Source organism: Collimonas sp. PA-H2 (assembly GCF_002564105.1).
Taxonomy (GTDB): Bacteria; Pseudomonadota; Gammaproteobacteria; order Burkholderiales; family Burkholderiaceae_D; genus Collimonas.
In genome coordinates, this window is sequence record NZ_PDBX01000001.1 from 4967390 (window position 1) to 4988016 (window position 20627).

At 59.7% G+C, this 20627-nt stretch carries 22 protein-coding genes; 13 read left to right on the forward strand and 9 right to left on the reverse strand.

Features of this window, described 5'->3' with window-relative positions:
* Positions 1 to 23: 23 nt before the first annotated feature.
* Positions 24 to 4028 carry a phosphoribosylformylglycinamidine synthase gene (purL, locus tag BCF11_RS22790; RefSeq protein ID WP_098496760.1) on the forward strand — a complete coding sequence of 1335 codons (4005 nt, stop codon included), beginning with the start codon at positions 24 to 26 and terminating at the stop codon, positions 4026 to 4028.
* A gap of 131 nt (positions 4029 to 4159) precedes the next feature.
* Here the strand turns inward: purL and BCF11_RS22795 are convergent, their stop codons facing one another.
* From BCF11_RS22795 to BCF11_RS22825, 7 genes are all read right to left on the reverse strand, one after another.
* A complete protein-coding gene (locus BCF11_RS22795) occupies positions 4160 to 5461 on the reverse strand; it encodes an ABC transporter permease (RefSeq protein ID WP_098496761.1) in 1302 nt (433 codons plus the stop codon).
* 50 nt (positions 5462 to 5511) lie between these two features.
* A complete protein-coding gene (locus BCF11_RS22800) occupies positions 5512 to 6453 on the reverse strand; it encodes an ABC transporter ATP-binding protein (protein WP_098496762.1) in 942 nt (313 codons plus the stop codon).
* Between the two features lie 144 nt (positions 6454 to 6597).
* On the reverse strand, positions 6598 to 7377 hold the full coding sequence (locus tag BCF11_RS22805; RefSeq protein WP_098496763.1) for a peptidylprolyl isomerase: 780 nt from the start codon (positions 7375 to 7377) through the stop codon (positions 6598 to 6600).
* A gap of 111 nt (positions 7378 to 7488) precedes the next feature.
* The gene (locus BCF11_RS22810) at positions 7489 to 7767 is read right to left on the reverse strand and encodes a BolA family transcriptional regulator (RefSeq protein WP_098496764.1); all 279 of its coding nucleotides are present in this window, start codon (positions 7765 to 7767) and stop codon (positions 7489 to 7491) included.
* Positions 7751 to 8383: a septation protein A gene (locus BCF11_RS22815; protein ID WP_098496765.1), complete on the reverse strand. Its 633-nt coding sequence runs from the start codon at positions 8381 to 8383 to the stop codon at positions 7751 to 7753. The genes BCF11_RS22810 and BCF11_RS22815 overlap by 17 nt, the downstream gene beginning before the upstream one ends.
* Positions 8384 to 8437: 54 nt before the next feature.
* The gene (gene msrB / locus BCF11_RS22820; RefSeq protein WP_098496766.1) at positions 8438 to 8839 is read right to left on the reverse strand and encodes a peptide-methionine (R)-S-oxide reductase MsrB; all 402 of its coding nucleotides are present in this window, start codon (positions 8837 to 8839) and stop codon (positions 8438 to 8440) included.
* A 16-nt stretch (positions 8840 to 8855) separates the two neighbouring features.
* A complete protein-coding gene (locus tag BCF11_RS22825; RefSeq protein ID WP_098496767.1) occupies positions 8856 to 10352 on the reverse strand; it encodes a YdiU family protein in 1497 nt (498 codons plus the stop codon).
* Positions 10353 to 10558: 206 nt separating this feature from the next.
* Between BCF11_RS22825 and BCF11_RS22830 the strand changes: the two genes are divergently transcribed.
* The 7 genes from BCF11_RS22830 to BCF11_RS22845 all read left to right on the forward strand — a co-directional run bounded on the left by BCF11_RS22830 (position 10559) and on the right by BCF11_RS22845 (position 14271).
* Positions 10559 to 11014: a hypothetical protein gene (locus BCF11_RS22830; RefSeq protein WP_143751414.1), complete on the forward strand. Its 456-nt coding sequence runs from the start codon at positions 10559 to 10561 to the stop codon at positions 11012 to 11014.
* A 94-nt stretch (positions 11015 to 11108) separates the two neighbouring features.
* Positions 11109 to 11363 carry a hypothetical protein gene (locus tag BCF11_RS27745; RefSeq protein ID WP_143751415.1) on the forward strand — a complete coding sequence of 85 codons (255 nt, stop codon included), beginning with the start codon at positions 11109 to 11111 and terminating at the stop codon, positions 11361 to 11363.
* Positions 11364 to 11390: 27 nt separating this feature from the next.
* Positions 11391 to 11864 (forward strand): hypothetical protein, encoded by a 474-nt coding sequence (locus BCF11_RS22835; RefSeq protein ID WP_098496769.1) that lies wholly within the window; start codon positions 11391 to 11393, stop codon positions 11862 to 11864.
* 106 nt (positions 11865 to 11970) lie between these two features.
* The gene (locus tag BCF11_RS27750) at positions 11971 to 12288 is read left to right on the forward strand and encodes a hypothetical protein (protein WP_143751417.1); all 318 of its coding nucleotides are present in this window, start codon (positions 11971 to 11973) and stop codon (positions 12286 to 12288) included.
* Between the two features lie 114 nt (positions 12289 to 12402).
* On the forward strand, positions 12403 to 12591 hold the full coding sequence (locus tag BCF11_RS27755; RefSeq protein ID WP_143751419.1) for a hypothetical protein: 189 nt from the start codon (positions 12403 to 12405) through the stop codon (positions 12589 to 12591).
* A gap of 26 nt (positions 12592 to 12617) precedes the next feature.
* Positions 12618 to 13097 carry a tetratricopeptide repeat protein gene (locus BCF11_RS22840; RefSeq protein ID WP_143751421.1) on the forward strand — a complete coding sequence of 160 codons (480 nt, stop codon included), beginning with the start codon at positions 12618 to 12620 and terminating at the stop codon, positions 13095 to 13097.
* A gap of 58 nt (positions 13098 to 13155) precedes the next feature.
* Positions 13156 to 14271 (forward strand): hypothetical protein, encoded by a 1116-nt coding sequence (locus tag BCF11_RS22845; RefSeq protein WP_098496771.1) that lies wholly within the window; start codon positions 13156 to 13158, stop codon positions 14269 to 14271.
* A gap of 41 nt (positions 14272 to 14312) precedes the next feature.
* Here BCF11_RS22845 and BCF11_RS22850 read toward each other — a convergent pair whose 3' ends face one another.
* Together BCF11_RS22850 and BCF11_RS22855 are read right to left on the reverse strand one after the other, a co-directional pair.
* Positions 14313 to 14918, reverse strand: coding sequence for a DUF2239 family protein (locus tag BCF11_RS22850; protein WP_098496772.1), 606 nt, complete (start codon positions 14916 to 14918; stop codon positions 14313 to 14315).
* A gap of 149 nt (positions 14919 to 15067) precedes the next feature.
* Positions 15068 to 16069 carry a zinc-dependent alcohol dehydrogenase family protein gene (locus BCF11_RS22855; RefSeq protein ID WP_098496773.1) on the reverse strand — a complete coding sequence of 334 codons (1002 nt, stop codon included), beginning with the start codon at positions 16067 to 16069 and terminating at the stop codon, positions 15068 to 15070.
* A 162-nt stretch (positions 16070 to 16231) separates the two neighbouring features.
* Between BCF11_RS22855 and BCF11_RS22860 the strand changes: the two genes are divergently transcribed.
* The 5 genes from BCF11_RS22860 to BCF11_RS22880 all read left to right on the forward strand — a co-directional run bounded on the left by BCF11_RS22860 (position 16232) and on the right by BCF11_RS22880 (position 20619).
* Complete coding sequence (locus BCF11_RS22860) at positions 16232 to 17083, forward strand: LysR family transcriptional regulator (RefSeq protein WP_098496774.1); 852 nt, start codon at positions 16232 to 16234, stop codon at positions 17081 to 17083.
* A 68-nt stretch (positions 17084 to 17151) separates the two neighbouring features.
* Positions 17152 to 18096 carry a branched-chain amino acid ABC transporter permease gene (locus tag BCF11_RS22865; RefSeq protein WP_098496775.1) on the forward strand — a complete coding sequence of 315 codons (945 nt, stop codon included), beginning with the start codon at positions 17152 to 17154 and terminating at the stop codon, positions 18094 to 18096.
* Complete coding sequence (locus BCF11_RS22870; protein ID WP_098497657.1) at positions 18096 to 19157, forward strand: branched-chain amino acid ABC transporter permease; 1062 nt, start codon at positions 18096 to 18098, stop codon at positions 19155 to 19157. The genes BCF11_RS22865 and BCF11_RS22870 overlap by 1 nt, the downstream gene beginning before the upstream one ends.
* Positions 19154 to 19927: an ABC transporter ATP-binding protein gene (locus tag BCF11_RS22875; protein ID WP_098496776.1), complete on the forward strand. Its 774-nt coding sequence runs from the start codon at positions 19154 to 19156 to the stop codon at positions 19925 to 19927. The genes BCF11_RS22870 and BCF11_RS22875 overlap by 4 nt, the downstream gene beginning before the upstream one ends.
* Positions 19924 to 20619 carry an ABC transporter ATP-binding protein gene (locus tag BCF11_RS22880; protein WP_199111007.1) on the forward strand — a complete coding sequence of 232 codons (696 nt, stop codon included), beginning with the start codon at positions 19924 to 19926 and terminating at the stop codon, positions 20617 to 20619. Before BCF11_RS22875 ends, BCF11_RS22880 begins: the two co-directional genes overlap by 4 nt.
* Positions 20620 to 20627 lie beyond the last annotated feature (8 nt).

A 20627-nucleotide genomic window follows, 5' to 3' on the forward strand; every position in this document is an offset into this window, starting at 1 on the left:
GCTGCATCAACTCCCCCCTCGCCATGTTGATTTTGCCCGGTTCCAACGCTCTCCCCGCCTTCCGTTCCCAACGCCTTCTGGCCCAGTTACAAGCGATCGACAGCAATGTCGTCGAAGTCAGCGGCCGTTTCGATCATTTTGTCGACGCCTCGACACCGCTCAGCCCGGACGATATCGGCCGCCTGAACGCCTTGCTGACTTATGGCGACCCGTTCAGCGCTAGCGAAGGCGGCGAAGAATTCATCGTGATTCCTCGTTTCGGCACCATTTCGCCGTGGGCCAGCAAGGCCACCGACATTGCCCACAACTGCGGCATGGCGCATATCAAGCGCATCGAACGCGGCATTGCCTATCAGGTCAAGCTGAAGAGCGGCTTGCTGGGCGGGGCCAAGAAGCTGAGCGAGGACAGCGTACGCGCCATCGCCGACGTACTGCACGACCGCATGACCGAAACCGTATTGCGCAGCGCCGAGCAGGCAGCTGGCCTGTTCCGCGAACTGGACGCCAAGCCGCTGGCCTTCGTCGATCTGCTGGCAGGCGGCAAGGCTGCGCTGGAACACGCCAACAGCGAACTGGGCCTGGCGCTGTCGGACGACGAGATCGATTATCTGCTGAACGCTTTCACCAGCGCCAAGCGCAATCCGACCGACGTCGAGCTGATGATGTTCGCGCAAGCCAACAGCGAACATTGCCGCCACAAGATTTTCAACGCCGACTGGGTGATCGACGGCGAAGCGCAGGACAAGTCCTTGTTCGCCATGATCAAGAACACCCACCAGCTGGCGCCCAAGGGCACCATCGTCGCCTATAGCGACAACTCCTCCATCATCGAAGGTGCCAGCGTGTCGCGCTTCTATGCGCGCGGCGCCGCCGAAGGCAATACCTACCGCGCTTCGGAAGAGCTGACGCATATCCTGATGAAGGTCGAGACGCACAACCATCCAACCGCGATTTCGCCATTCCCTGGCGCTTCCACCGGCGCCGGCGGCGAGATCCGCGACGAAGGCGCGACCGGCCGCGGCGCCAAGCCGAAGGCTGGCCTGACCGGCTTCACCGTATCGAACTTGCTGCTGCCGGAAGCGCAGCAAGCCTGGGAAAATGCCACCGACGTGACCGTCACCGGCCAGGGCGAAGCAAAGCCGTACGGCAAGCCAGAGCGCATCGCTTCGGCCCTGCAGATCATGATCGACGGCCCGCTCGGCGGCGCTGCCTTCAACAACGAATTCGGCCGTCCCAACCTGGGCGGCTACTTCCGCACCTACGAACAAAACGTCGGCGGCAACGTGCAGGGCTATCACAAGCCGATCATGATCGCCGGCGGCATCGGCAGCATCTCCGACAAGCACACCAAGAAGAACGAACTGCCGGTCGGCAGCTTGCTGGTGCAGCTGGGCGGCCCCGGCATGCGCATCGGCATGGGCGGCAGCGCGGCGTCGTCGATGGCGACCGGCTCCAATACGGCGGACCTGGATTTCGATTCGGTCCAGCGCGGCAATCCGGAAATGGAACGGCGCGCGCAGGAAGTCATCAACGCCTGCTGGGCGATGGATGACAAGAATCCTATCCTGTCTATCCATGACGTCGGCGCCGGCGGCCTCTCCAACGCCTTCCCGGAAATCACCAACGACGCCAAGCGCGGCGCGATTTTCGACTTGCGCAAGGTGCCGCTGGAAGAAAGCGGCATGGCGCCCAAGGAAATCTGGAGCAATGAATCGCAAGAGCGCTATGTGCTGGCGATCGCACCGGAAAGCCTGCCGCTGTTCGAATACTTCTGCCAGCGCGAACGCTGCCTGTTTGCGGTGGTCGGCACCGCCACGGAAGAGCGTCAGCTGAAGGTCATCGATCCTGAGCACGACAATAACCCGGTCGACATGCCGATGGATGTCTTGCTCGGCAAGCCGCCAAAAATGCTGCGTGACGTCAAGCACCTCAATCCGGTGCTTCCGGCGGTCGACCTGACCGGCATGAACCTGCTGGAAGTGTCGCAGCGCGTGCTGAAACTGCCGGCAGTGGCCGACAAATCCTTCCTGATCACCATCGGCGACCGCACCGTCGGCGCCACTTCGGTGCGCGACCAGATGGTCGGCCCGTGGCAAATCCCGGTAGCCGATTGCGCCGTCACCAGCATGAGCTTCGAAGGCTATCTGGGCGAAGCGATGGCGATGGGCGAGCGCACGCCGCTGGCCGTGATCAACGCGCCGGCTTCCGGCCGCATGGCGGTGGGCGAAGCCTTGACCAACATTGCAGCCGCCGCGATCGCCGACATCTCCGACGTCAAGCTTTCCGCCAACTGGATGGCTGCCTGCGGCCAGCCCGGCCAGGACGCCGCCTTGTTCGATACCGTGAAAGCGGTCGGCATGGAACTGTGTCCGGCGCTTGGCATCAGCATCCCGGTCGGCAAGGATTCGCTGTCGATGCGCACCACCTGGAAGGACCAGGATCAAGCCAAGTCGGTGACTTCGCCAGTGTCGCTGATCGTTTCCGCCTTCGCGCCGGTCAGCGATGTGCGCCGTTCGCTGACACCGCAATTGCGCAGTGATGCCGGCGAGACCGCGATCATCCTGATCGACCTCGGCCGCGGCAAGAACCGCATGGGCGCTTCGGCTCTGACGCAAGTCATGCAACAGATCGGCAATGAAACGCCGGATGTCGACAGTGCGGAAGACCTGAAGGGCTTCTTCGCAGCGATCCAGCAACTCAACAGCGAACAGAAACTGCTGGCCTACCATGACCGTTCCGACGGTGGGCTGTTCACCACCTTGTGCGAAATGGCGTTTGCCGGCCACAGCGGACTGTCGATCAATCTCGATATCCTGACCATGGAAAGCGAGCACGCAGCCGACTGGGGCGACTCCAAGAACTGGACCGGCCAGGTGGCCGAGCGCCGCAACGAGCTGACCTTGCGCGCGTTGTTCAGCGAAGAACTGGGTGCGGTGCTGCAAGTGCGCGCCGAGCAAAAGTCGGAGGTCATGAATGTGCTGCGCAGCTTCAAACTGGGTGCCTGCAGCCACATCATCGGCAAGCCGAATACGCGCGACGTCATCGAGTTTAGCCGCGACGCCAAGACCATCTACAGCCAGACCCGTATCGACCTGCAGCGCCTGTGGAGCGAAACCAGCTGGCGCATCGCCCGCCTGCGCGACAATCCGGCCAGCGCCGATGCCGAATACGACCGCATCCTGGATGCGGCCGATCCCGGCATCACGCCAAAGATCCGGTTCGACATGCAAGAGAATATCGCCGCGCCTTTCCTCAACCTGGCAGCCAAGCCACGGGTGGCGATCCTGCGCGAGCAAGGCGTCAACTCACATGTGGAAACCGCCTATGTGATGCACCAGGCCGGCTTTACCGCGGTCGACGTCCACATGAGCGACCTGATCGCTGGCCGCGCCCGCCTGGACGACTTCAAGGGCTTCATCGCCGTCGGCGGCTTCTCTTACGGCGACGTGCTGGGAGCGGGCGAGGGCTGGGCCAAGACCATCCTGTTCAACGCCAAGCTGGCCGAGCAGTTCTCCTTGTTCTTCCAGCGCGGCGACACCTTCGCGCTGGGCGTCTGCAACGGCTGCCAGATGATGAGCAACCTGAAAGCCATCATCCCCGGCGCCCAGGCATGGCCTAAATTCACCCGCAACAAGTCGGAGAAGTTCGAAGCACGCTTCTCCATGGTGCAGGTTGAATCGTCACCTTCGATTTTCTTCCAGGACATGGCCGGCACCCAGAGCGCGATTGCCATCGCTCACGGCGAAGGTTTTGCCGACTTCTCGCAAACCGGCGATATCAAGGAAGCGCTGGTGGCCATGCGTTTTGTCGACAACAAGGGCCAGGTCAGCGAAGGCTATCCCTACAATCCGAACGGATCGCCGCAAGGGATCACCTCGGTGACGACGCCGGACGGCCGTTTCACGGTCTGCATGCCGCACGCCGAGCGGGTATTCCGCAGCGTCCAGCAGTCCTGGCATCCTGAATCGTGGGGCGAGGATTCTCCGTGGATGCGCATGTTCCGCAATGCGCGCAAGTGGGTCGGCTAAGCCCGGCTGGCAGCGGGCTGGCGCTTCACCATGAAGTGCCGTCGGCCGTCTTGTAAGAATCTGGTCTTCAAATAAAAACGCAGCCGCTGTTACAGGGCTGCGTTTTTATTTGAGCCAAGCCGGCTGACTCCCTATTCTTTGAGTGCATCGCGCCGGAAGCGCCATACGGCCAGGCCGCCGAACAGCACGGCAAATCCCAACAGCACCGCCATCGCCGGCAATGCGGTGTCAAATCCCAGCCCGCGCCAGGTCATGGCATCCAGGCCATCGACCGCCCAGCGTGTCGGCACCGCCAGCGTCAGCGTCTGCAGCCACTGCGGAAACAGGAAGCTCGGGACCCAGGCGCCGCCCAGCATGACCATGATCAGCGTCGCGAACATGGCCAGCCCGCGCGCCGCTTCCGGGGTCTTGCCGAAGGCGGCGATCAGCAAGCCGAAGCTGGCGGTGACCAGGGCGAAGCAGATGCCGACGCCGATGAAGCCGGGCAGGCTGCCGGCGATCTGCACTTTCAGCACCAGCATGGCGAACAGGAAGATCACGCACAGGATGACGAAGGCGATGATCGCGCTGGACAGTGCGCGCGCCAGCAGCACCGTATTGAGCGTGATCGGCGCCGCCAGCAGCCGGTTCCACAGCCCCATGCGGCGCCACAGCAGCACCGCGATGCCGGCGTCGATGCCCATGAACAGGATGAACTGCACGCTCATGCCGGCGAAGGCGTGGGCGTAGCCATTGTATTTCTGCAGGCCGGAAGTGAGTGCCTGGTCGTTGGTGGAGTAGGGCACGGACAAGCCTGCTTGCTCTGGCGCTGCCGGTTTTTCATCCACGCTGTTTTCTTCTTTTTTAGCGGTGCGCGACTGGTATTCCTTGACGCTGCTCAGCATTTTCAGCAGATCCGGATTCTGCGAGGCATTGCGCTGCAAGGCGTCGATGCTGGTGTTCAGGTAGGAATCGCTAGCCTTGATATCGAACATCTCGGCGCTGACATTCTGCATCACGTACTGGGTCAGCATGCCTTTCACCATCGCCAGCACTGCTTGCTGCGAGGGATCGTAGTACACCGCTATCGCGGGCTTGTTGCGGCCGCCGAAGAAGGCGTTCTTGGCAGCCGCGCCGAAGCCGGCCGGCAGCACCACCGCCACGCTCAGCTTGCCATGACGGACCTTGTCCTGCGCCGCAGCCAGCGGCAGTTCCTGGACATTGAGCGTGCTGTCGCCCTTGAGTCCCGCAGCGATCTTGCGGCTGGTGCCGCTGTCGTCGAGCTGGACCAGGGCGATGTCGATCTTGCCGTTGCTGACCGCGCCGGAGCCGCCGAACAGATAGCCGAAAAAGGCGCCCAGCACGATCGGCATCAGCAGGCTGATCAGCAGCGCGCGGCGGTTGCTCAGGTACAGGATCAGGTCCTTGCGGACCAGGGCGGTCAAGGCGCTCATGGGCGGTGCTCCGAAACGGAAGAGGGAGGAATGTTGATGTTTGCCGGCGCTCAGTCGCGCAGGCTGCGTCCGGTCAGGCCCAGGAAAATGTCTTCCAGCTTGGCCTTGGCGGTCATGAAGTGCAGCGGCGGTTGGCCGCTGGCGGTGAGCCATTGCAGCAGCGGCAGCGCATCCTCCGTTGCGCGCAGTCCGATCTCCAGGCTGCTGTCTTTGCCGGCGATATCGATGACGCCCGGCTGACGGCGGATCTGATCGAGCAGGATGGCGCCGGCGGGCAACGCCAGATCGACCCGCAGCGCTGCTTGCGCCGGTAGCCGCCGATACAGCGCAGCCGGGCTTTCATCGGCCAGTACTTTGCCGTGATCGATGACGACGATGTGGTCGGCCAGCCTTTCGATTTCTTCCATGTAGTGGCTGGTGTAGATCAGCGAGCGGCCCTGGCGCTTGAGCTGCTCAAGGCTGTCGAAGATGGCGTTGCGGCTTTGCGGATCGACGCCGACGGTCGGTTCGTCCAGGATCAGCAGTTGCGGATCGTGCAGCAGCGCGGCGGCGATATTGAGCCGGCGCTTCATGCCGCCGGAAAAGCTGCTCGGCTTGTCGGCCGCGCGGTCGCTCAGGTTGACCAGCGCCAGCACTTCGCTGCAACGGCTCTTCAGGTGATTGCCGCCAAGGCCGTAGAGCGCGCCGAACAATTTCAGGTTCTCGTTGGCGGACAAGTCTTCGTACAGCGCCAGGTCTTGCGGTACCAGTCCGATCTTGTGTTTGGCGGCGCTATTACCGGCGTTGACGGCCACCCCATCCAGCAGGATCTCGCCGGCGTCCGGCCGCAGCAGGCCGCAGATAAGGCTGACCGTGGTTGACTTGCCGGCGCCGTTGGGGCCGATCAGGCCTAGCGTTTGCCCCTGCCGGACCTGGAACGAGATATTATCGACCGCGCGGCGGTCGCCATAGGATTTGCAAAGGCTGGATACGTTGAGCAGCGTGGCGGCCATTGTGCAATCCCGAGTTTGAGTTGCCTCATTGTAATTGCTTGTTTCGCTTTTCTCAACGCCGATCGATAAGTGCGAGGGCGTAAAAAAAGCGCTCCGAAGAGCGCTTTTTCCAGCGGGTGTTTTGCCGGTTATGCTGCGCAGGTCTTATTGCACCTTGGCTTTGGCACGCAGATCTTGCTGGTAAGCTTGCAGTTTCTTCTGTTGCAGAGCTTCAGTGATTTGCGGCTTTACTTCAGCCAGGGTAGGGATCTTGGCGGCGCGGACTTCATCCAGCTTGATGACGTGGTAGCCGAACTGGGTCTTGACTGGTGTTTCAGTCAGTTGACCTGGCTTCAGCGCCACCAGTGCATCGGAGAATGGCTTCACGAACGAAGCTGGCGTTGCCCAGCCCAGATCGCCGCCATTGGCTGCCGAACCTGGATCCTTCGATTGCTTGGCCAGGTCTTCAAACTTGCCGCCGGCTTTCAGCTTGACGATGATGGCTTTGGCATCGGCTTCGTTTTCAACCAGGATATGCTGTGCGTGGTATTCCTTGTCGCCGGCCTGTGCCTTGAACTTGTCGTATTCAGCCTGGATGTCGGCATCCTTGATCGGGTTCTTCTTGATGAAGTCGGCGACCAGGGCGCGGATCAGGATCGATTGACGAGCGATGTCGGCTTGCGCCTTGACGTCAGCGTTGTTGCCCAGGCCCAGCTTGTCGGCTTCCTGGATCAGCACTTCACGGTTGATCAGTTCATCCTTGACCATGTTGCGCAGTTCCGGGGTGTCAGCCTGACCGCCTTGTGCGGACAATTGCTTGACCATCATGTCAGCGCGCGACGAAGGGATTGCCTTACCGTTCACGACTGCCAGGTTTTGGGCCATGACAGGCAATGCAGCAGCTGCAAAAAGTACCACCAGTAAACGTGAAGGTTTAAATGTCATTATCAAATCCTAAATTGGGGAGGTTGTTAATAAATTAATGCGAAACCAGGGCAGAATAACCGAAGTATATTTGAAGGACAATTATTCTTTCCGATTACATATAAATATGTTCTACGCAGCTTTTGTTTCAGATGGTGCCAGTGCAGTGATAGCCAGTGCATGAATTTCGGCGTGCATCATTTCAGCTAGGCAATCATACACCAGCCTATGCCGTTTTAAGCGGTTTTGTCCCTCAAAAAGCGCGCAAACTATCCGCACCCGGTAGTGTCCGCCGCCTGAGGCGGCGCCGGCGTGTCCCACATGCAGCGCCGATTCGTCCTCCACTATACATTCCAGCGGGGCCAGCGCAGCTGTCAATTTGTTACGAATGGTATCAAGCCTTGGGTTCATCGGGGTCCTTGATGTATTTGGAGAGCAGGATGCTTTGGCCGATCACGAAGGCGAACATCAGGCCCATGCCGCCGAACAGCTTGAAGTTGACCCAGGTCGCGGTCGGATAATTGAAGGCGATGTACAGGTTCAGGCAACCCATGAGGGCAAAGAAGGCGATCCAGGCAAAGCCGACGCGCGTCCAGATCGGCTCAGGCAGGGCCAGTTGCTTTTCCATCATGGTGCGGACCAGGTTTTTCTTGAGCAGCAGCTGGCTGACCATCAATGCCACCGCAAAGGCCCAGTACAGCACGGTCGGCTTCCATTTGATGAAGGTCTCGTTATGGAAATAGATGGTGGCGCCGCCGAACACGGTGATGATCAGCAGCGAAACCCACAGCATGGCGTCGACTTTCTTGCGGCGCAGCAGCAGGTAGCCGATCTGCGCCACGGTAGCGGCTATCGCTACCGCGGTCGCCAGCAGCACCGGCGCCTGCGCGGCAGTGACGACGCCGCCGGAAACGAAGCCTGACAGATAGTGGCTGACCAGCGATTGCGCGGCCTCAGGACTTCCTTCGCTCCACTTGAAGATGCCGAAGAAAAGTATTACCGGGAAAAGGTCGAACAGGAACTTCATGTGTTTGCTGTGCTTTCAGTCAGTATAAGTCAGGATAAATGCGCGGTTGATAAATCAGCCCGCCGGGTCGAACCGCAGCGATGCCGAGTTGATGCAGTAGCGCAGGCCTGTAGGCGGCGGTCCGTCCGGAAACACGTGGCCGAGATGGGCGTCGCACACCTTGCATAAAATTTCAGTGCGCATCATGCCATGAGTACGGTCAACGCGCTCTTCTACATTGTCGGGATTGATGGCTTTGAAATAGCTGGGCCAGCCGCAGCCGGAATCGAATTTGGCGTCCGATTCGAACAAGGGCGTGTTGCAGCACACGCAGGTGTAAATGCCATGTTCGTGGTGATCCCAGAACCGGCCGGTGAATGCCCGTTCGGTCGCCGCATGGCGGGTTACTTCGTATTCCATCGGGTCCAGCTCGGCGCGCCATTCGGCATCGGTCTTGACGATTTTGCTGCTGCTCATGTTTTAAGATTCCAATCTAGGACGAACAGCTGACTTCCAGTCCGCGCGCCCAGTCAGGGGGCAATTCGGCGTACTTTGCGTGTTGCGGCTGTTCGTCAAACGGGTTTTCAAGAATTTCCAGCAGTTTCCTGACTTCCGAGAAGTCCTTATTTTGCGCTTGTTCGATTGCGGTTTGCGCCAAATAGTTTCGTAATACGTATTTGGGGTTGCAGTCATCCATTGCAAGCTTGCGGCTGTCGTCCCGGCTATTTTCCAGTTTCAGGCGCGCCCGGTATTGTAACGCCCAAGCATCGAATGCCGCACGGTCTATGAACAAGTCGCGCAAGGGGGTATCGGCGCCGGCGCCGTCCAGCTGCAGATTGCCCAGGCGGCGGAAAAACAGTGTGAAATCGACATGGCTGGCTTGCATCAGCGCAAACATGGCATCCAGCAATTTATCGTCGTCCGGCTGGTGCGTCGCCAGTCCCAGCTTGGCGTGCAGCAATTCATCCAGTTTCGCCCCATATTGCGCCTGATAACTGCTCAGCGCCGCTTCGGTCGCCTCGACGCTGCCGATTAGCGGCAGCAAGGCCTGGCCCAGCGCAAAGCAGTTCCAGTGGCCGATCTGTGGCTGCTTGTTATAGGCGTAGCGGCCTTGCTGGTCGGTATGGTTGCAGATATGGCTGGGGTCGTAGGCTTCCATGAAGCCGAACGGGCCGTAGTCCAGCGTCAGTCCCAGGATAGACATATTGTCGGTATTCATGACGCCATGCATGAAGCCGACCGCCTGCCATTGCGCCATCAGATGGGCGGTGCGGCGGGTTACTTCGGCCAGCAGCGCTTGATAGGGATTGGCGGCCGCCAGCAATTCCGGATAAAAGCCGGCGATGACATAGTCGGCCAGGGTTTTCAGGGTGTCGTGCTGGTTGTTGTAATACCAGTGCTCGAAGGAACCGAAGCGCACGAAGCTGGGCGCCATGCGTGTCACCACCGCCGTGGTCTCGGGCCGCTCGCGCATCGCCAGCTGGTCGGAGCCGACGATCGCCAGCGCGCGCGAAGTAGGGATGCCAAGCGCGGCCATCGCTTCCGAGCACAGATACTCACGGATCGAAGAGCGCAGCACGGCGCGGCCGTCGCCCATGCGCGAATAGGGCGTTGCGCCGGCGCCCTTGAGCTGCAATTCCATACGCCCGCCGGCGGCCGCCTCGACATCACCCAGCAGGATGGCGCGACCATCGCCCAGTTGGCCAGCCCAGACGCCGAACTGATGGCCGGAGTAGACGGCTGCCAGCGGGGTCGAGTTGGGATGCAGGCGGTTGCCGGCCAGCGCTTCCAGCAACTCCTGGCTGGCCAAAGCCGCTGGCGTCAGTCCGATCAGGCTCGCCGCGGACGCGCTGGCGTCGACCAGGTAGGGCGCCGGCAGCGGCGTTGGCATCAGGCGGGTGTAGAACGACGACGGCAGCTCGGCAAAGGAGTTGGCTATTTTCAGATGGTCGAGGGGATGTGCAGCTGGTGTTTTCAGTTGGGCGGTCATTGGGAGGAAACAGTCCTGATGGTTACGGCTTGGTTGCAAGCGACGTTAATACAGCATTTTAGTTTACGGCGCGGTTGTTTGTGCATGAAGCGGCAGAATGGCCGGCTGATGTAAGCAAATTCGGTTTTGGCCCGCAAGCCCGCTGAGATTTTCCTTGGGCAATTAAATTAGTTGCCATATTGCATTGATAATTGGATAATTAAAATGTGGCTAAATATGAAATTGATTTAGCCGTGGGGGGATATGGTCGTCGTGCTGGCTTGTTCCGCCGGCAGCTACATCAGCAACAAGAAAGCGCCGCAATGAAGCGAATAGGTTTTTATCTGTTATTTGCCGCGATATTTTTATCGGTCGCGCTCGTCAATCCGATAGGTGGTCATATCGGGAACGCCGTTTCGGCCTGTATTTCGACCATTGCTATGTTTTTCCTTGCCAAACAAACCAGGGCTGTCGAGATATTGGTGCTTCTCTTGATTTTCACCGTCCTGTTGCCGACATCGATAGTGATTTTTATCGGATATCACGATTTGCAGGCAGGGTTGATCTCGCTGGTCGGGAACATGACTGCAGGCAGCTTGATCGCTTTACTGCTACCGACTGCCGCCGGTGTTTGCACATGGATCCTGATGAAGTCAATTGTCAGCCAGCTTTGGCAACGTTAACGACAGCCGATCGATAGCCGATGCGGGCAGTTTGAAATGCGCAGAAAAATGTAATTCTGCAGGCTTCCCTACTTTCAATGGAGCGTGTGCGTAAATGGAAGTGCACAAGTGTTCGCAATGCGGGCATGGGTTTGACAGCCCCGAGCCGCCACAACCAAGGGACCTATTGTTCTCCGCAAAAAGGCATTTTTCATTATCGGAGTTTACGCATGTGGGGTGTCCTGAATGCGGCAATAGCGATGTGGCGGCGGCAAGACGATTTTTTGGCTTTCTGGGACCTGCTGGGTTGCAAATCATCATGGGCCTGATCGTGCTCGGTGTCATTGCCGCAACGATATTCAGCATCTAAGCGGAAGCAATTTACCTGAAAATAGACATGGTGAAATTCAATTATTGGCTATTGATGTTATCGGTGGCGGGGAGTTTTCTGGTCCTGATGCCAGCTCATGGAAGAGAGCAGCTGGGAATGCATGCGGAAATGCAGAAAAATGGTGAAAAATATTTCCTCAAATTGAAAATGGAGAATCTGGGCACAGAAGATCTGACGCTCTATCGGGATGGCCTCCCTTGGCTCGATCGCCCTGGCAATTTGTCCCTGAAGGGAATCGCACTCACGGCAAATTTTGAGGAAATGATGGAGCAGGGGCGTATACATCATTTACTGGGCACGATAACGCTGAAGCCGACTGAATTCATTGATGGAAGCATAGCCCTAGATGAGAGATTTGCCGACTTTGACCAAGTCCATGCTAAATCATCGATTGCAATCTTATGGTCATATGCTCCGAGGTCGCCAACCAGCAAGGACTTGAATCGCCATAGCGGTGTCTTTGTTATTCCGATGCCATGACGCCAATGCTATTGACTGAAACGCGACGGCGTGACTGGTCGCAAAGCACTGCCCATCCGATGGGAACAAGCCGTCGCTTCGGCTATTTTTCAGAAAGAAAAAAGGAATGAAATCGGGCGTCTTCGTTCATAAAGGCAATGGTGGACTGGGAATGTGCTCTCCAATTTTGGATAATGCGTCCTCCACCTTGATCACTTACCGAGAACATTCAGGGGAGATCTGTTTCTTTTCAAGTGAACCGGGAGAGCGGGTTCTGAACTCGATACTGCTTAATGGCAGCATTGCTGATAAATCCGGAAATATAATCACCTATGAGAATCCCGCTGACTCCCGCGCTTTTCTTTCGAGAATATCGGCGTTCGGCGGCATCTGTTTTCATCAGACAAATAGTGCTTTCGCATTAGCGGCCCGGGAAATGTCCTAGTACAGGATCGCAGTAGCACGGCAGAAACTCTACGCGAGATATGGCAAAGACTTCCCGGTCCCGGATCGTCCGGTACTGGATCTGATTGTGTATGGGGCAAGGATCGACCTGGATTTGCTGGATTGGATCGGCGCTCATTGCGAACAGTTCTCCCTTTGGAATTCCTATGTGGGCGCCGAACGTCAACCCTTGTTTTTTGGTAAAAATCAGGACAGGCTTTTTAACGACCTCGTTGCAACGTGTTCAGCATTACAGGTGCCGTTTTCGGTTGTCGATGAAATTGGAAAAATGCCGGATTGGTGATCCCTGCGTATACGAAAGCGGTAGACATGAGCCCGAATGAACGGCAGCATTTGCTGGAAACGGCGCAAGCAGAAATTGACAGCGGCAGCTGCAAGGCTGCGGAGAAGATCTTGCGGCCGTTAGTAGCGGAAAAATGGCCAGAAGCATTGTTCTTGTATGCGAGTTTCAGCATTGCAGGGACAGAAACGGAAGAAGGTTTTGAGCGGCGCCATCTGGCGCTCGTGACAGAAGCCGCGCAGTTGGGCCATCCACCAGCCTTATATCTGCTTGGCGTCTATTACGACGTTGGGGATTGCGTAGTAAAGGATCAAAGCGTCGCGTCAGCCTGGTTTAAGAAAGCCGCAGAAGCGGGGTACGCGCGCGCCATGCTGAGTCATGGGCTGGATCTTTTTCATGGCTCTAACAGAATTGTGAAAAACCGGGAAGCGGGATTGGACTTTATCCGGCAAGCTTGTGAGGAGGGCGTCGTTGACGCGCAAAATGCGCTGGAACACTTGAAGACATGATTTTCGAAAAGTAGAAGGTTCCGAAACATGACATATTTCTTTAACAAATCCGCATCCCATGTTTGATTTTATCCGTAACGCGCTGTTGCCAGCCAAGAGAAGTCAGGTTGTCGCCGAAATGCCGATATTTGCCGACGTTGAAACGCTGCCAGCGGAAGTGGTGGTGGATGAAAATATTTCGTTTCAGCTCGCTAGTCAAATCGCGTATCACGAAAAATTCCCCATTTTAGACTGGGACGCTGTGCGGGCCTGGGTCAGCGAAACTGTGCCGCCAGATCTCCAGGCGAAAGCCTGGCTGGCGAGCGAGCGAGCATGGCTGCTGCACTTCAGGGCCGCTCTCGGAACTGGTTTTGCAATACGTGAATCCGAGAACGCCATCCTGTTGTCCTCGCTCGAGAACAACGTAGCCCGCGCCACGCTCGGCTACATGGAGCTCACCCTGAAACGGGTGATCAAGACTCTTGACGGCATCGCGCAGGTGGTGCCGTTGGGGAAGGATATCTTGATAATTTTCGATGACGGCGACAGTTATTACAACTATGTTTCCTGTTGCTACCCTGATGCCGGGGAGTTCGCGTTCAGCGGCGGCATGTACATCAACGGCGGCTGCGGCCATTATGTGACGGTGAAGGAAGACTTGCGCCAGATAGAACCTGTCATCACGCATGAAATGACGCATGGCTGCGTAAGCCATTTGCCGCTGCCGGCGTGGCTGAACGAAGGGTTGGCCGTGAACACCGAGCAGCGTTTCGCACCGCGGGCTGATCGTCGCCGCACGCCGCAAGAGCTGCACCGCAAGCACCTGGCATTCTGGCGCGAAGACACGTTGCAAGAGTTCTGGTCGGGCCAGTCTTTTCTCCGGACCGATGACGGCAATCTTCTGTCCTACGATCTGGCGCGTATCCTAGTGGCGCATATGGCCAAGGACTGGAACGCTTTCAGGGAGTTTGCGCTGGCCGCCGATCTGGCCGATGGCGGCGCGGCGGCGGCACGCGATCATCTTGGGGTCGAACTGGGTGAGCTGGTCTGCACCCTGTTTGCCTGGCAGCCGGAAGCGGCATTTGGTCCGGATCCGCGCGCCTGGGCAAGTGATCCTGAGAGGGGCGCGTTTGACTCTGCGCACCAATTGCAAGCTCAGGCAGCGCTGATATTGTTATCCGGGCCGCTGGATTAAAGCGCCGATTTCTTCGGCGTTGACGCTAAATACTCGCGTGGTCATGCTGTAAAGGCCCGGCTTGCCAAGACCTTGAGGTGATCGCGGACGTCCGGCTCCCAGGACTCGACCAGCAGTGCGAATCCAGCCTGGTCGCCGGCAAACAAAGCCCGCGCCGCTTCGTCGAAATCTGCGCTGTTGCCAGCCATGGCCGACATGAAGCGATAGGCGTATTCCTGGGCGCGGCGCAGCTGGTCGCGCTGCTCGCTGTGCCGCCGCGCTTCCTCTACCAGCTTGCGCAGGGCTACCGAAGCGCCGCCTGACTGGGCGTTGAGCCAGTCCCAGTGGCGCGGCAGCAGGGTGACTTCGCGGCCGATGACGCCCAGTTTGGGACGGCCGGGACCGCGCGCAGGTTCTTGGCTGCCGGAGTTCTCTTTAGGCGTGGCGGCAGGAGTGTCGTTGGCCGCCAGGCGCTGCAGCACTTGCTCTGCGCTGCCGCGGAAATCCACTTCGACCTGCTCGCTGGTGACGTCGTCGAAAATCAGGATGGCGGCGCTGTCGTTGCGGTCTATAAGTTCTTTTGCTTTCAAGGCCACCAGCGCGAGCTGACCTGCGGCGATGCGGTGCGATCCGGCAAAGGCGATTACCGGATTGGTGGGAGTGCTCATGGCGTAATGACTCTCATAAGTTAAGTAAGTGATGCAATATTACCCGGGTTTAATTGCGCGGTCAATATTACCTTGGTAAAAATACTTGCTTATGCAACGCCATCTTCCGACGACGGCCGGATTTCTCAGGCCGCCCTGACTCCGCAGGCTTATCCGGCAATATCGATTACCAGTTTGCCGGCAGCCTGCCGGCTTTTTATCAATGCGTAGGCTGCGTCGACTGAGCTCAGGTTAAAGCGGTGCGGATCCAGCAGCGGCATGATTTTTCCACTCTCGGCCAGCCGCGTCGCCTCGCGCAGGATATCGCCATGCTGCAAACGGCCTTCGCCGCTGAGCAAGGGCAGCAAGGTGAAGACGCCAGAATAGCTGGCCGCCTTGAAGGAGAGCGGAGCCAGTGCATGCGTACCCCAGCCGAGCGAGCTGACCACATGGCCGAAGCGTGCAACGGCGCTGAACGAGGCATCCAGGCTGGCGCCGCCGGCAGTGTCGTAGACCACATCGAAGCCGCGGCCGCCGCTATGGAGGGCGACATATTGCTCAACCGTAGCCTGCTTGTAGTCGATGGCGGTGGCGCCCAGGCGTTCGATGAAGCCGGCTTTGTCGGCGGAGCCGGTGGCAAATACCCGCATGCCGAAGGCCAGCGCTATCTGGATCGCGATATGGCCGACGCCGCCGGCGCCGCCCTGGACCAGCAGATTCTGCCCGCCATGGATGCGGGCCCGGTCCACCAGGCCTTCCCAGGCGGTGATGAAGATCAGCGGCAGGGCTGCGGCTTCGCGCATGTTGAAGTTGGCCGGCTTGAGCGCCAGCAGTTCGGCGTCGACTGCGGCTAACTCAGCCAGCGAGCCTTGCACGCCGCCGACGCCGCCGGTCATGCCATACACTTCGTCGCCATGGCGGAAATTGCTGACGCCGGGCCCGACTGCTTCCACTACGCCGGCCATGTCGATGCCGAGGATCGCCGGCAGCGGATGCCTGGCATGGGCTGCTTCACCGCTGCGTATCTTGAGGTCGAGCGGATTGACGCCGCTGGCCATGATGCGCACCAGCACTTGTCCCGGACCGGGAATGGGACGGGCGATAGTAGTGAGGCGGAATGGCGCGCCGTGGTTTTCCAATACGGTGGCGTGCATTGAGTTTGCCTGAGTCATGATGATTTTCCTTGAAGTTGAGTTGACCGCTTCAAGATATACCTGTGTAATCTGCATGAAAATCAAATGTTTTGCATGATATCCATGCAAAAATGCATGTAATTGTTAGCGCGACGCCATTCGCGATAAATAGATCCACACAGCCGATAAAGGTGCAACAGCATGGAATGGAGTGATCTGCGCATATTCCTGGCGATCGCGCGGGAAGGAACGCTGGGCGCGGCGGCGCGCAAGATAGGGCAGACCCAGCCGACCATGGGCCGGCGCTTGCGGGTCCTGGAGCAGGCGGTCGGCCACCAATTGTTCCAGCGTACAAGCGATGGCTTCATCCTCACCGACGAGGGCGCTGCGGTGCTGAGCCATGCTGAGCGGATGGAAGAGGAGGCGCAAGCCTTCCAGCGGCAGCTGGCCGGTCAGGAGCAGCATCTGGAAGGCATGCTGAGGATTACCGCCTCCGGCTGGTTTGCCGCCCATGTACTGACGCCGGTGCTGGCCGAGTTCGCCGGCAAGCATCCGCGCGTCACGGTTGAAATGCTGACCGATGCGCGCTTCTTCAGCCTGGCGCGGCGCGAGGCCGATCTGGCGTTTCGCATCCTGCCCTTTGACGAACCCGACGTGGTGTCGCGCAAGCTGTTGCACATGCCTTACGGCTTGTATCTTGCGGCCGGCTTGCCGCATCCCGTGGCTGGCGATGGCAAGGGCGCAGCGCTGATCAGCATGGATACGGCCTTTGGCGGCATGCCGGATGCCGCCTGGCTGGAACGAATGCTGCCGAATGCACGCGTGGTATTCCGCAGCAACGACCGCGATGTGCAGGCGCAGATGTGTGCGCGCGGCGCCGGGCTGGCGGTTTTGCCGCGGCCACTGGGGGACCGCCTGCCTGGCGTCAAGCGCGTCGACCTGGGCGAACAGCCGCCCGGCCGCGATACCTGGCTCGGCTATCATCGCGACATGCGGCGCCTGGCGCGGCTGCGCGCCTTGCTCGACATGGTGCTGGCGCAGCTGGCAAACTGAAAATCGGCTATTGGACAAAGCGGTAGAATGCCGGACCTGAGCATTACCTGAGCCTTACATATCGCACAATGGAATTTACCCTCATCACACTGCTGAACGGCCTCAGTTACGGCTTGCTGCTGTTCCTGCTGTCGTCGGGACTGACTTTGATTTTCAGCATGCTGGGGGTGCTGAACTTTGCCCATGCCAGTTTCTATATGCTGGGCGCTTATTTCGCCTATGCCATCAGCATCCAGCTGGGATTCTGGCCGGCGCTGCTGCTGGCGCCGCTGCTGACCGGTTTGCTGGGGGCGTTGGTCGAGCGGATCGGCTTGCGCCATGTGCGGCGCCACGGCCAGGTAGCGGAACTGCTGTTCACTTTCGGTCTGTCCTATGTGATCGTCGAACTGGTGCAGCTGGTGTGGGGTAAATCGGCATTGCCGTACGCGATCCCGGCGCAGCTCGACGGCCCCTTGTTTACCTTGTATTCGACAGCCTTTCCAGCGTATCGCGGTTTCATGATGCTGCTCGCGCTGCTGATATTGCTGGCGGCGAGCTGGCTGCTGAAGCGCTCCCGTGTCGGCTTGCTGATCCAGGCGGCGCTGACCCATCCGCAGATGCTGGAAGCGCTCGGCCACAATGTGCCGCGGCTGTTTACCCTGGTGTTTGCCGCCGGTTGCGCCATGGCCGGCCTGGCCGGCGTGGTCGGCGGCAACGCCTTCGTTACCGAGCCAGGCATGGCAGCGGGGGTGGGCAGCATCATTTTCGTGGTGGTGGTGGTCGGCGGCCTGGGTTCGCTGAAGGGCGCCTTTATTACATCGCTGCTGATCGGCATTCTGCAAACCTATGCGGTGGCGCTCGATGTTTCCCTGTTGAGCGGCCTGGCGCACTGGGGCATCCAGCTGGCGCCCGACGCCGTCGGCTATCCCTTACTGCGGCTGACGCTGGCCCAGGTGGCGCCGGTCTTGCCCTATCTGCTGCTGGTGCTAGTCATGCTGCTGTGCCCGCGCGGCTTGTTCGGGGTGCGGGATTGATGCTTTCTTCCTGGCGCGGCAAATCGGCGTGGCTGGCGTTCGCCTTGATCTTGCTGGCGGCGCCGCTGGCATTCCGCCAAAGCGGCGCGCTCTCGATCTTGTCGCAATGCGGCTGCATGATGCTCCTGGCGCTGTCCTTCAACATGTTGCTGGGGCAGAGCGGCATGCTATCCTTCGGCCATGCTCTGTATGCCGGGCTGGCGGCTTTCGCCAGCGTGCACTTGATGAACCGGCTGGCCGGCAGCAGTCCGGCGGCGCTGTTGCTGGTGCCTTTGGCGGGCGGCGTGGCCGGCATGCTGGCGGGCGCGCTATTTGGCTATATCACTACGCGCCGGGCAGGCACGGCATTGTCGATGATCAGCCTGGCGCTGGTCGAGTTGATTGCCGCCGCGGCGTTGATGTTTCCCGGCTGGTTTGACGGCGAGAGCGGCGTCAGCACCGATCGCGTGCTAGGCGCGCCCCTGCTCGGCATTGATTTTGCCTCGCAGTTGCAGGTGTACTACCTGATCGCATTCTGGCTTTTCCTTTGCACGGCAGCCATGTACGGGCTGACGCAGACGCCGCTGGGGCGCATCGCCAATGCCGTGCGCGACAATCCGCAGCGCGCTGCCTTCATCGGCCACGACCCGCGCCGGGTGCGCTACCTGATGTTCATGCTGTCGGCGTTCTTCGCCGGTGTCGGCGGCGCGCTGACCGCGATCAATTTTGAAATCGTCAGCGCCGAAAACCTCGGCCTGCTGCGCTCCGCGCAAATCCTGCTGTTCACCTTCATTGGCGGCATCGGCTATTTTTTCGGGCCAATGATAGGCGCGCTTGTCGGCGTGCTGTTTTCTTCTTTGCTATCGGCTTATACCCGCGGCTGGCAGCTGTATCTGGGTTTGCTGTTTGTGCTTGTGGTGCTGTTTGCGCCGGGCGGTATCGCTGGTGTCTGGATGAGTTCGCTGGCCGGCTGGCGCCGAATCACAATGCGATTTCTGCTGCGCCTGGCCGGTGCGCTGCTGATGGCCGGCGCCGCCGTGTTCCTGATCGAAATGCTGTACCGGCGCGCGGCGGTCCTATGAGCGGAACAGTAAATCCTGCCATTCTGGAGCTGCGCAATCTGCACAAGCAGTTCGGCGCCACGCGCATCATCAAGGGCGCCGATTTGCAATTGCGGCAAGGGGAAAGGCTGGCCTTGATCGGCCCCAACGGCGCCGGAAAATCGACCTTGTTCAACCTGATATCGGGCGGCATGGCCGCCAGCAGCGGCGAGATTCTGCTGCACGGGCGCGAGATAGGCGGCATGAGTCCGTTCCAGGTCAGTCGGCTGGGCCTGGCGCGCAGCTTCCAGATCACCAGCATTTTCCCGCGCCTGGGTGTGGCGGATAACCTGCGAGCGGCGGTATTGGCCGCGCATGGCCACCGCTATACCTTCTGGCGGCGCCTGTCGGGGATGAAGGAAGTCAATCATCGGATCCAGGAACTGCTGCAGCAATGCGGCTTGCAGGCGAACAGCGCCACACCGGCCGGCGATCTCAGCTACGCCGGCCAGCGCGCGCTGGAAATCGGCATCACGATTGCCGGCGATGCCGATGTGATTTTGCTGGATGAACCGACCGCCGGCATGAACCGCGAGGAGGCTGCCGCCTCCACTGAGCTTATCCAGCGCGTGAGCGCCGGCAAGACCCTGCTGCTGATCGAGCACGACATGGACGTGGTGTTCGGCCTGGTGGACCGCATCGCGGTACTGGTCGACGGCCGCATCATCGCCTGCGATACGCCGGCGGCGATCCGCGCCAATGGCGCTGTGCAGGCGGCGTATCTCGGCAGCCTGGAGGTACAGCAGCCATGAGCGTCTTGCTTGAGATCCGTGGTTTGCATGCTTTTTATGAGAAAAGCCATGTATTGCATGGCGTCGATATCGATGTCGGCGCCGGAGAAATCGTCAGCCTGCTGGGCCGCAACGGCGCCGGCCGCTCCACTACGCTTAAAGCTGCCATGGGCATGTTGCGCTGTAGCGGCTCGGTGCGCTTGGACGGCGTCCAGCTGGCCGGCCTGAAAACATTTCAGATCGCCCGCCAGGGGCTGGCTTATGTGCCGGAAGAGCGGGCCGTATTTCCGACGTTGACGGTGCAGCAGAACCTGCTGCTGGGGCAGCTGCGGCCAGAGCCGGCAGCCTTGGACGAAGTGTGGCGCCTGATGCCGCAGCTGGCCGCGCGCAAGCATGTCGCCGCCGGCCTGCTGTCCGGCGGCGAGCAGCAGATGCTCAGCCTGTGCCGCAGCCTGATGGGCAAGCCGCGGCTGCTCATGGTGGACGAACCGACCGAAGGGCTGGCGCCGGACATGGTGAGGGCGGTGGCGCAGCATTTATCGGCGCTGCGGACGCAGGGCTTGGGTGTATTGCTGGTCGAACAAAAGCTCAGCATCGCGCTGGAAATTTCCGATCGAGTGCTGGTGATGGGACACGGGCGGATTGTGTTCGCCGGGACATCGGCGGAACTGCGCGCCGATCCTGGCGTGCGGCAGAAATGGCTGGAAGTCTAGTGCACGCT

Excerpts from the sequence above, each read along its gene's own strand:
- purL (WP_098496760.1), top strand. The coding sequence starts at position 24 with ATGTTGATTTTGCCCGGTTCCAACGCTCTCCCCGCCTTCCGTTCCCAA.
- BCF11_RS22795 (WP_098496761.1), bottom strand. The coding sequence starts at position 5,461 with ATGAGCGCCTTGACCGCCCTGGTCCGCAAGGACCTGATCCTGTACCTG.
- BCF11_RS22800 (WP_098496762.1), bottom strand. The coding sequence starts at position 6,453 with ATGGCCGCCACGCTGCTCAACGTATCCAGCCTTTGCAAATCCTATGGC.
- BCF11_RS22805 (WP_098496763.1), bottom strand. The coding sequence starts at position 7,377 with ATGACATTTAAACCTTCACGTTTACTGGTGGTACTTTTTGCAGCTGCT.
- BCF11_RS22810 (WP_098496764.1), bottom strand. The coding sequence starts at position 7,767 with ATGAACCCAAGGCTTGATACCATTCGTAACAAATTGACAGCTGCGCTG.
- BCF11_RS22815 (WP_098496765.1), bottom strand. The coding sequence starts at position 8,383 with ATGAAGTTCCTGTTCGACCTTTTCCCGGTAATACTTTTCTTCGGCATC.
- msrB (WP_098496766.1), bottom strand. The coding sequence starts at position 8,839 with ATGAGCAGCAGCAAAATCGTCAAGACCGATGCCGAATGGCGCGCCGAG.
- BCF11_RS22825 (WP_098496767.1), bottom strand. The coding sequence starts at position 10,352 with ATGACCGCCCAACTGAAAACACCAGCTGCACATCCCCTCGACCATCTG.
- BCF11_RS27745 (WP_143751415.1), top strand. The coding sequence starts at position 11,109 with ATGGAAGTGCACAAGTGTTCGCAATGCGGGCATGGGTTTGACAGCCCC.
- BCF11_RS22835 (WP_098496769.1), top strand. The coding sequence starts at position 11,391 with ATGGTGAAATTCAATTATTGGCTATTGATGTTATCGGTGGCGGGGAGT.
- BCF11_RS27750 (WP_143751417.1), top strand. The coding sequence starts at position 11,971 with ATGAAATCGGGCGTCTTCGTTCATAAAGGCAATGGTGGACTGGGAATG.
- BCF11_RS22840 (WP_143751421.1), top strand. The coding sequence starts at position 12,618 with ATGAGCCCGAATGAACGGCAGCATTTGCTGGAAACGGCGCAAGCAGAA.
- BCF11_RS22845 (WP_098496771.1), top strand. The coding sequence starts at position 13,156 with ATGTTTGATTTTATCCGTAACGCGCTGTTGCCAGCCAAGAGAAGTCAG.
- BCF11_RS22850 (WP_098496772.1), bottom strand. The coding sequence starts at position 14,918 with ATGAGCACTCCCACCAATCCGGTAATCGCCTTTGCCGGATCGCACCGC.
- BCF11_RS22855 (WP_098496773.1), bottom strand. The coding sequence starts at position 16,069 with ATGACTCAGGCAAACTCAATGCACGCCACCGTATTGGAAAACCACGGC.
- BCF11_RS22860 (WP_098496774.1), top strand. The coding sequence starts at position 16,232 with ATGGAATGGAGTGATCTGCGCATATTCCTGGCGATCGCGCGGGAAGGA.
- BCF11_RS22865 (WP_098496775.1), top strand. The coding sequence starts at position 17,152 with ATGGAATTTACCCTCATCACACTGCTGAACGGCCTCAGTTACGGCTTG.
- BCF11_RS22870 (WP_098497657.1), top strand. The coding sequence starts at position 18,096 with ATGCTTTCTTCCTGGCGCGGCAAATCGGCGTGGCTGGCGTTCGCCTTG.
- BCF11_RS22875 (WP_098496776.1), top strand. The coding sequence starts at position 19,154 with ATGAGCGGAACAGTAAATCCTGCCATTCTGGAGCTGCGCAATCTGCAC.
- BCF11_RS22880 (WP_199111007.1), top strand. The coding sequence starts at position 19,924 with ATGAGCGTCTTGCTTGAGATCCGTGGTTTGCATGCTTTTTATGAGAAA.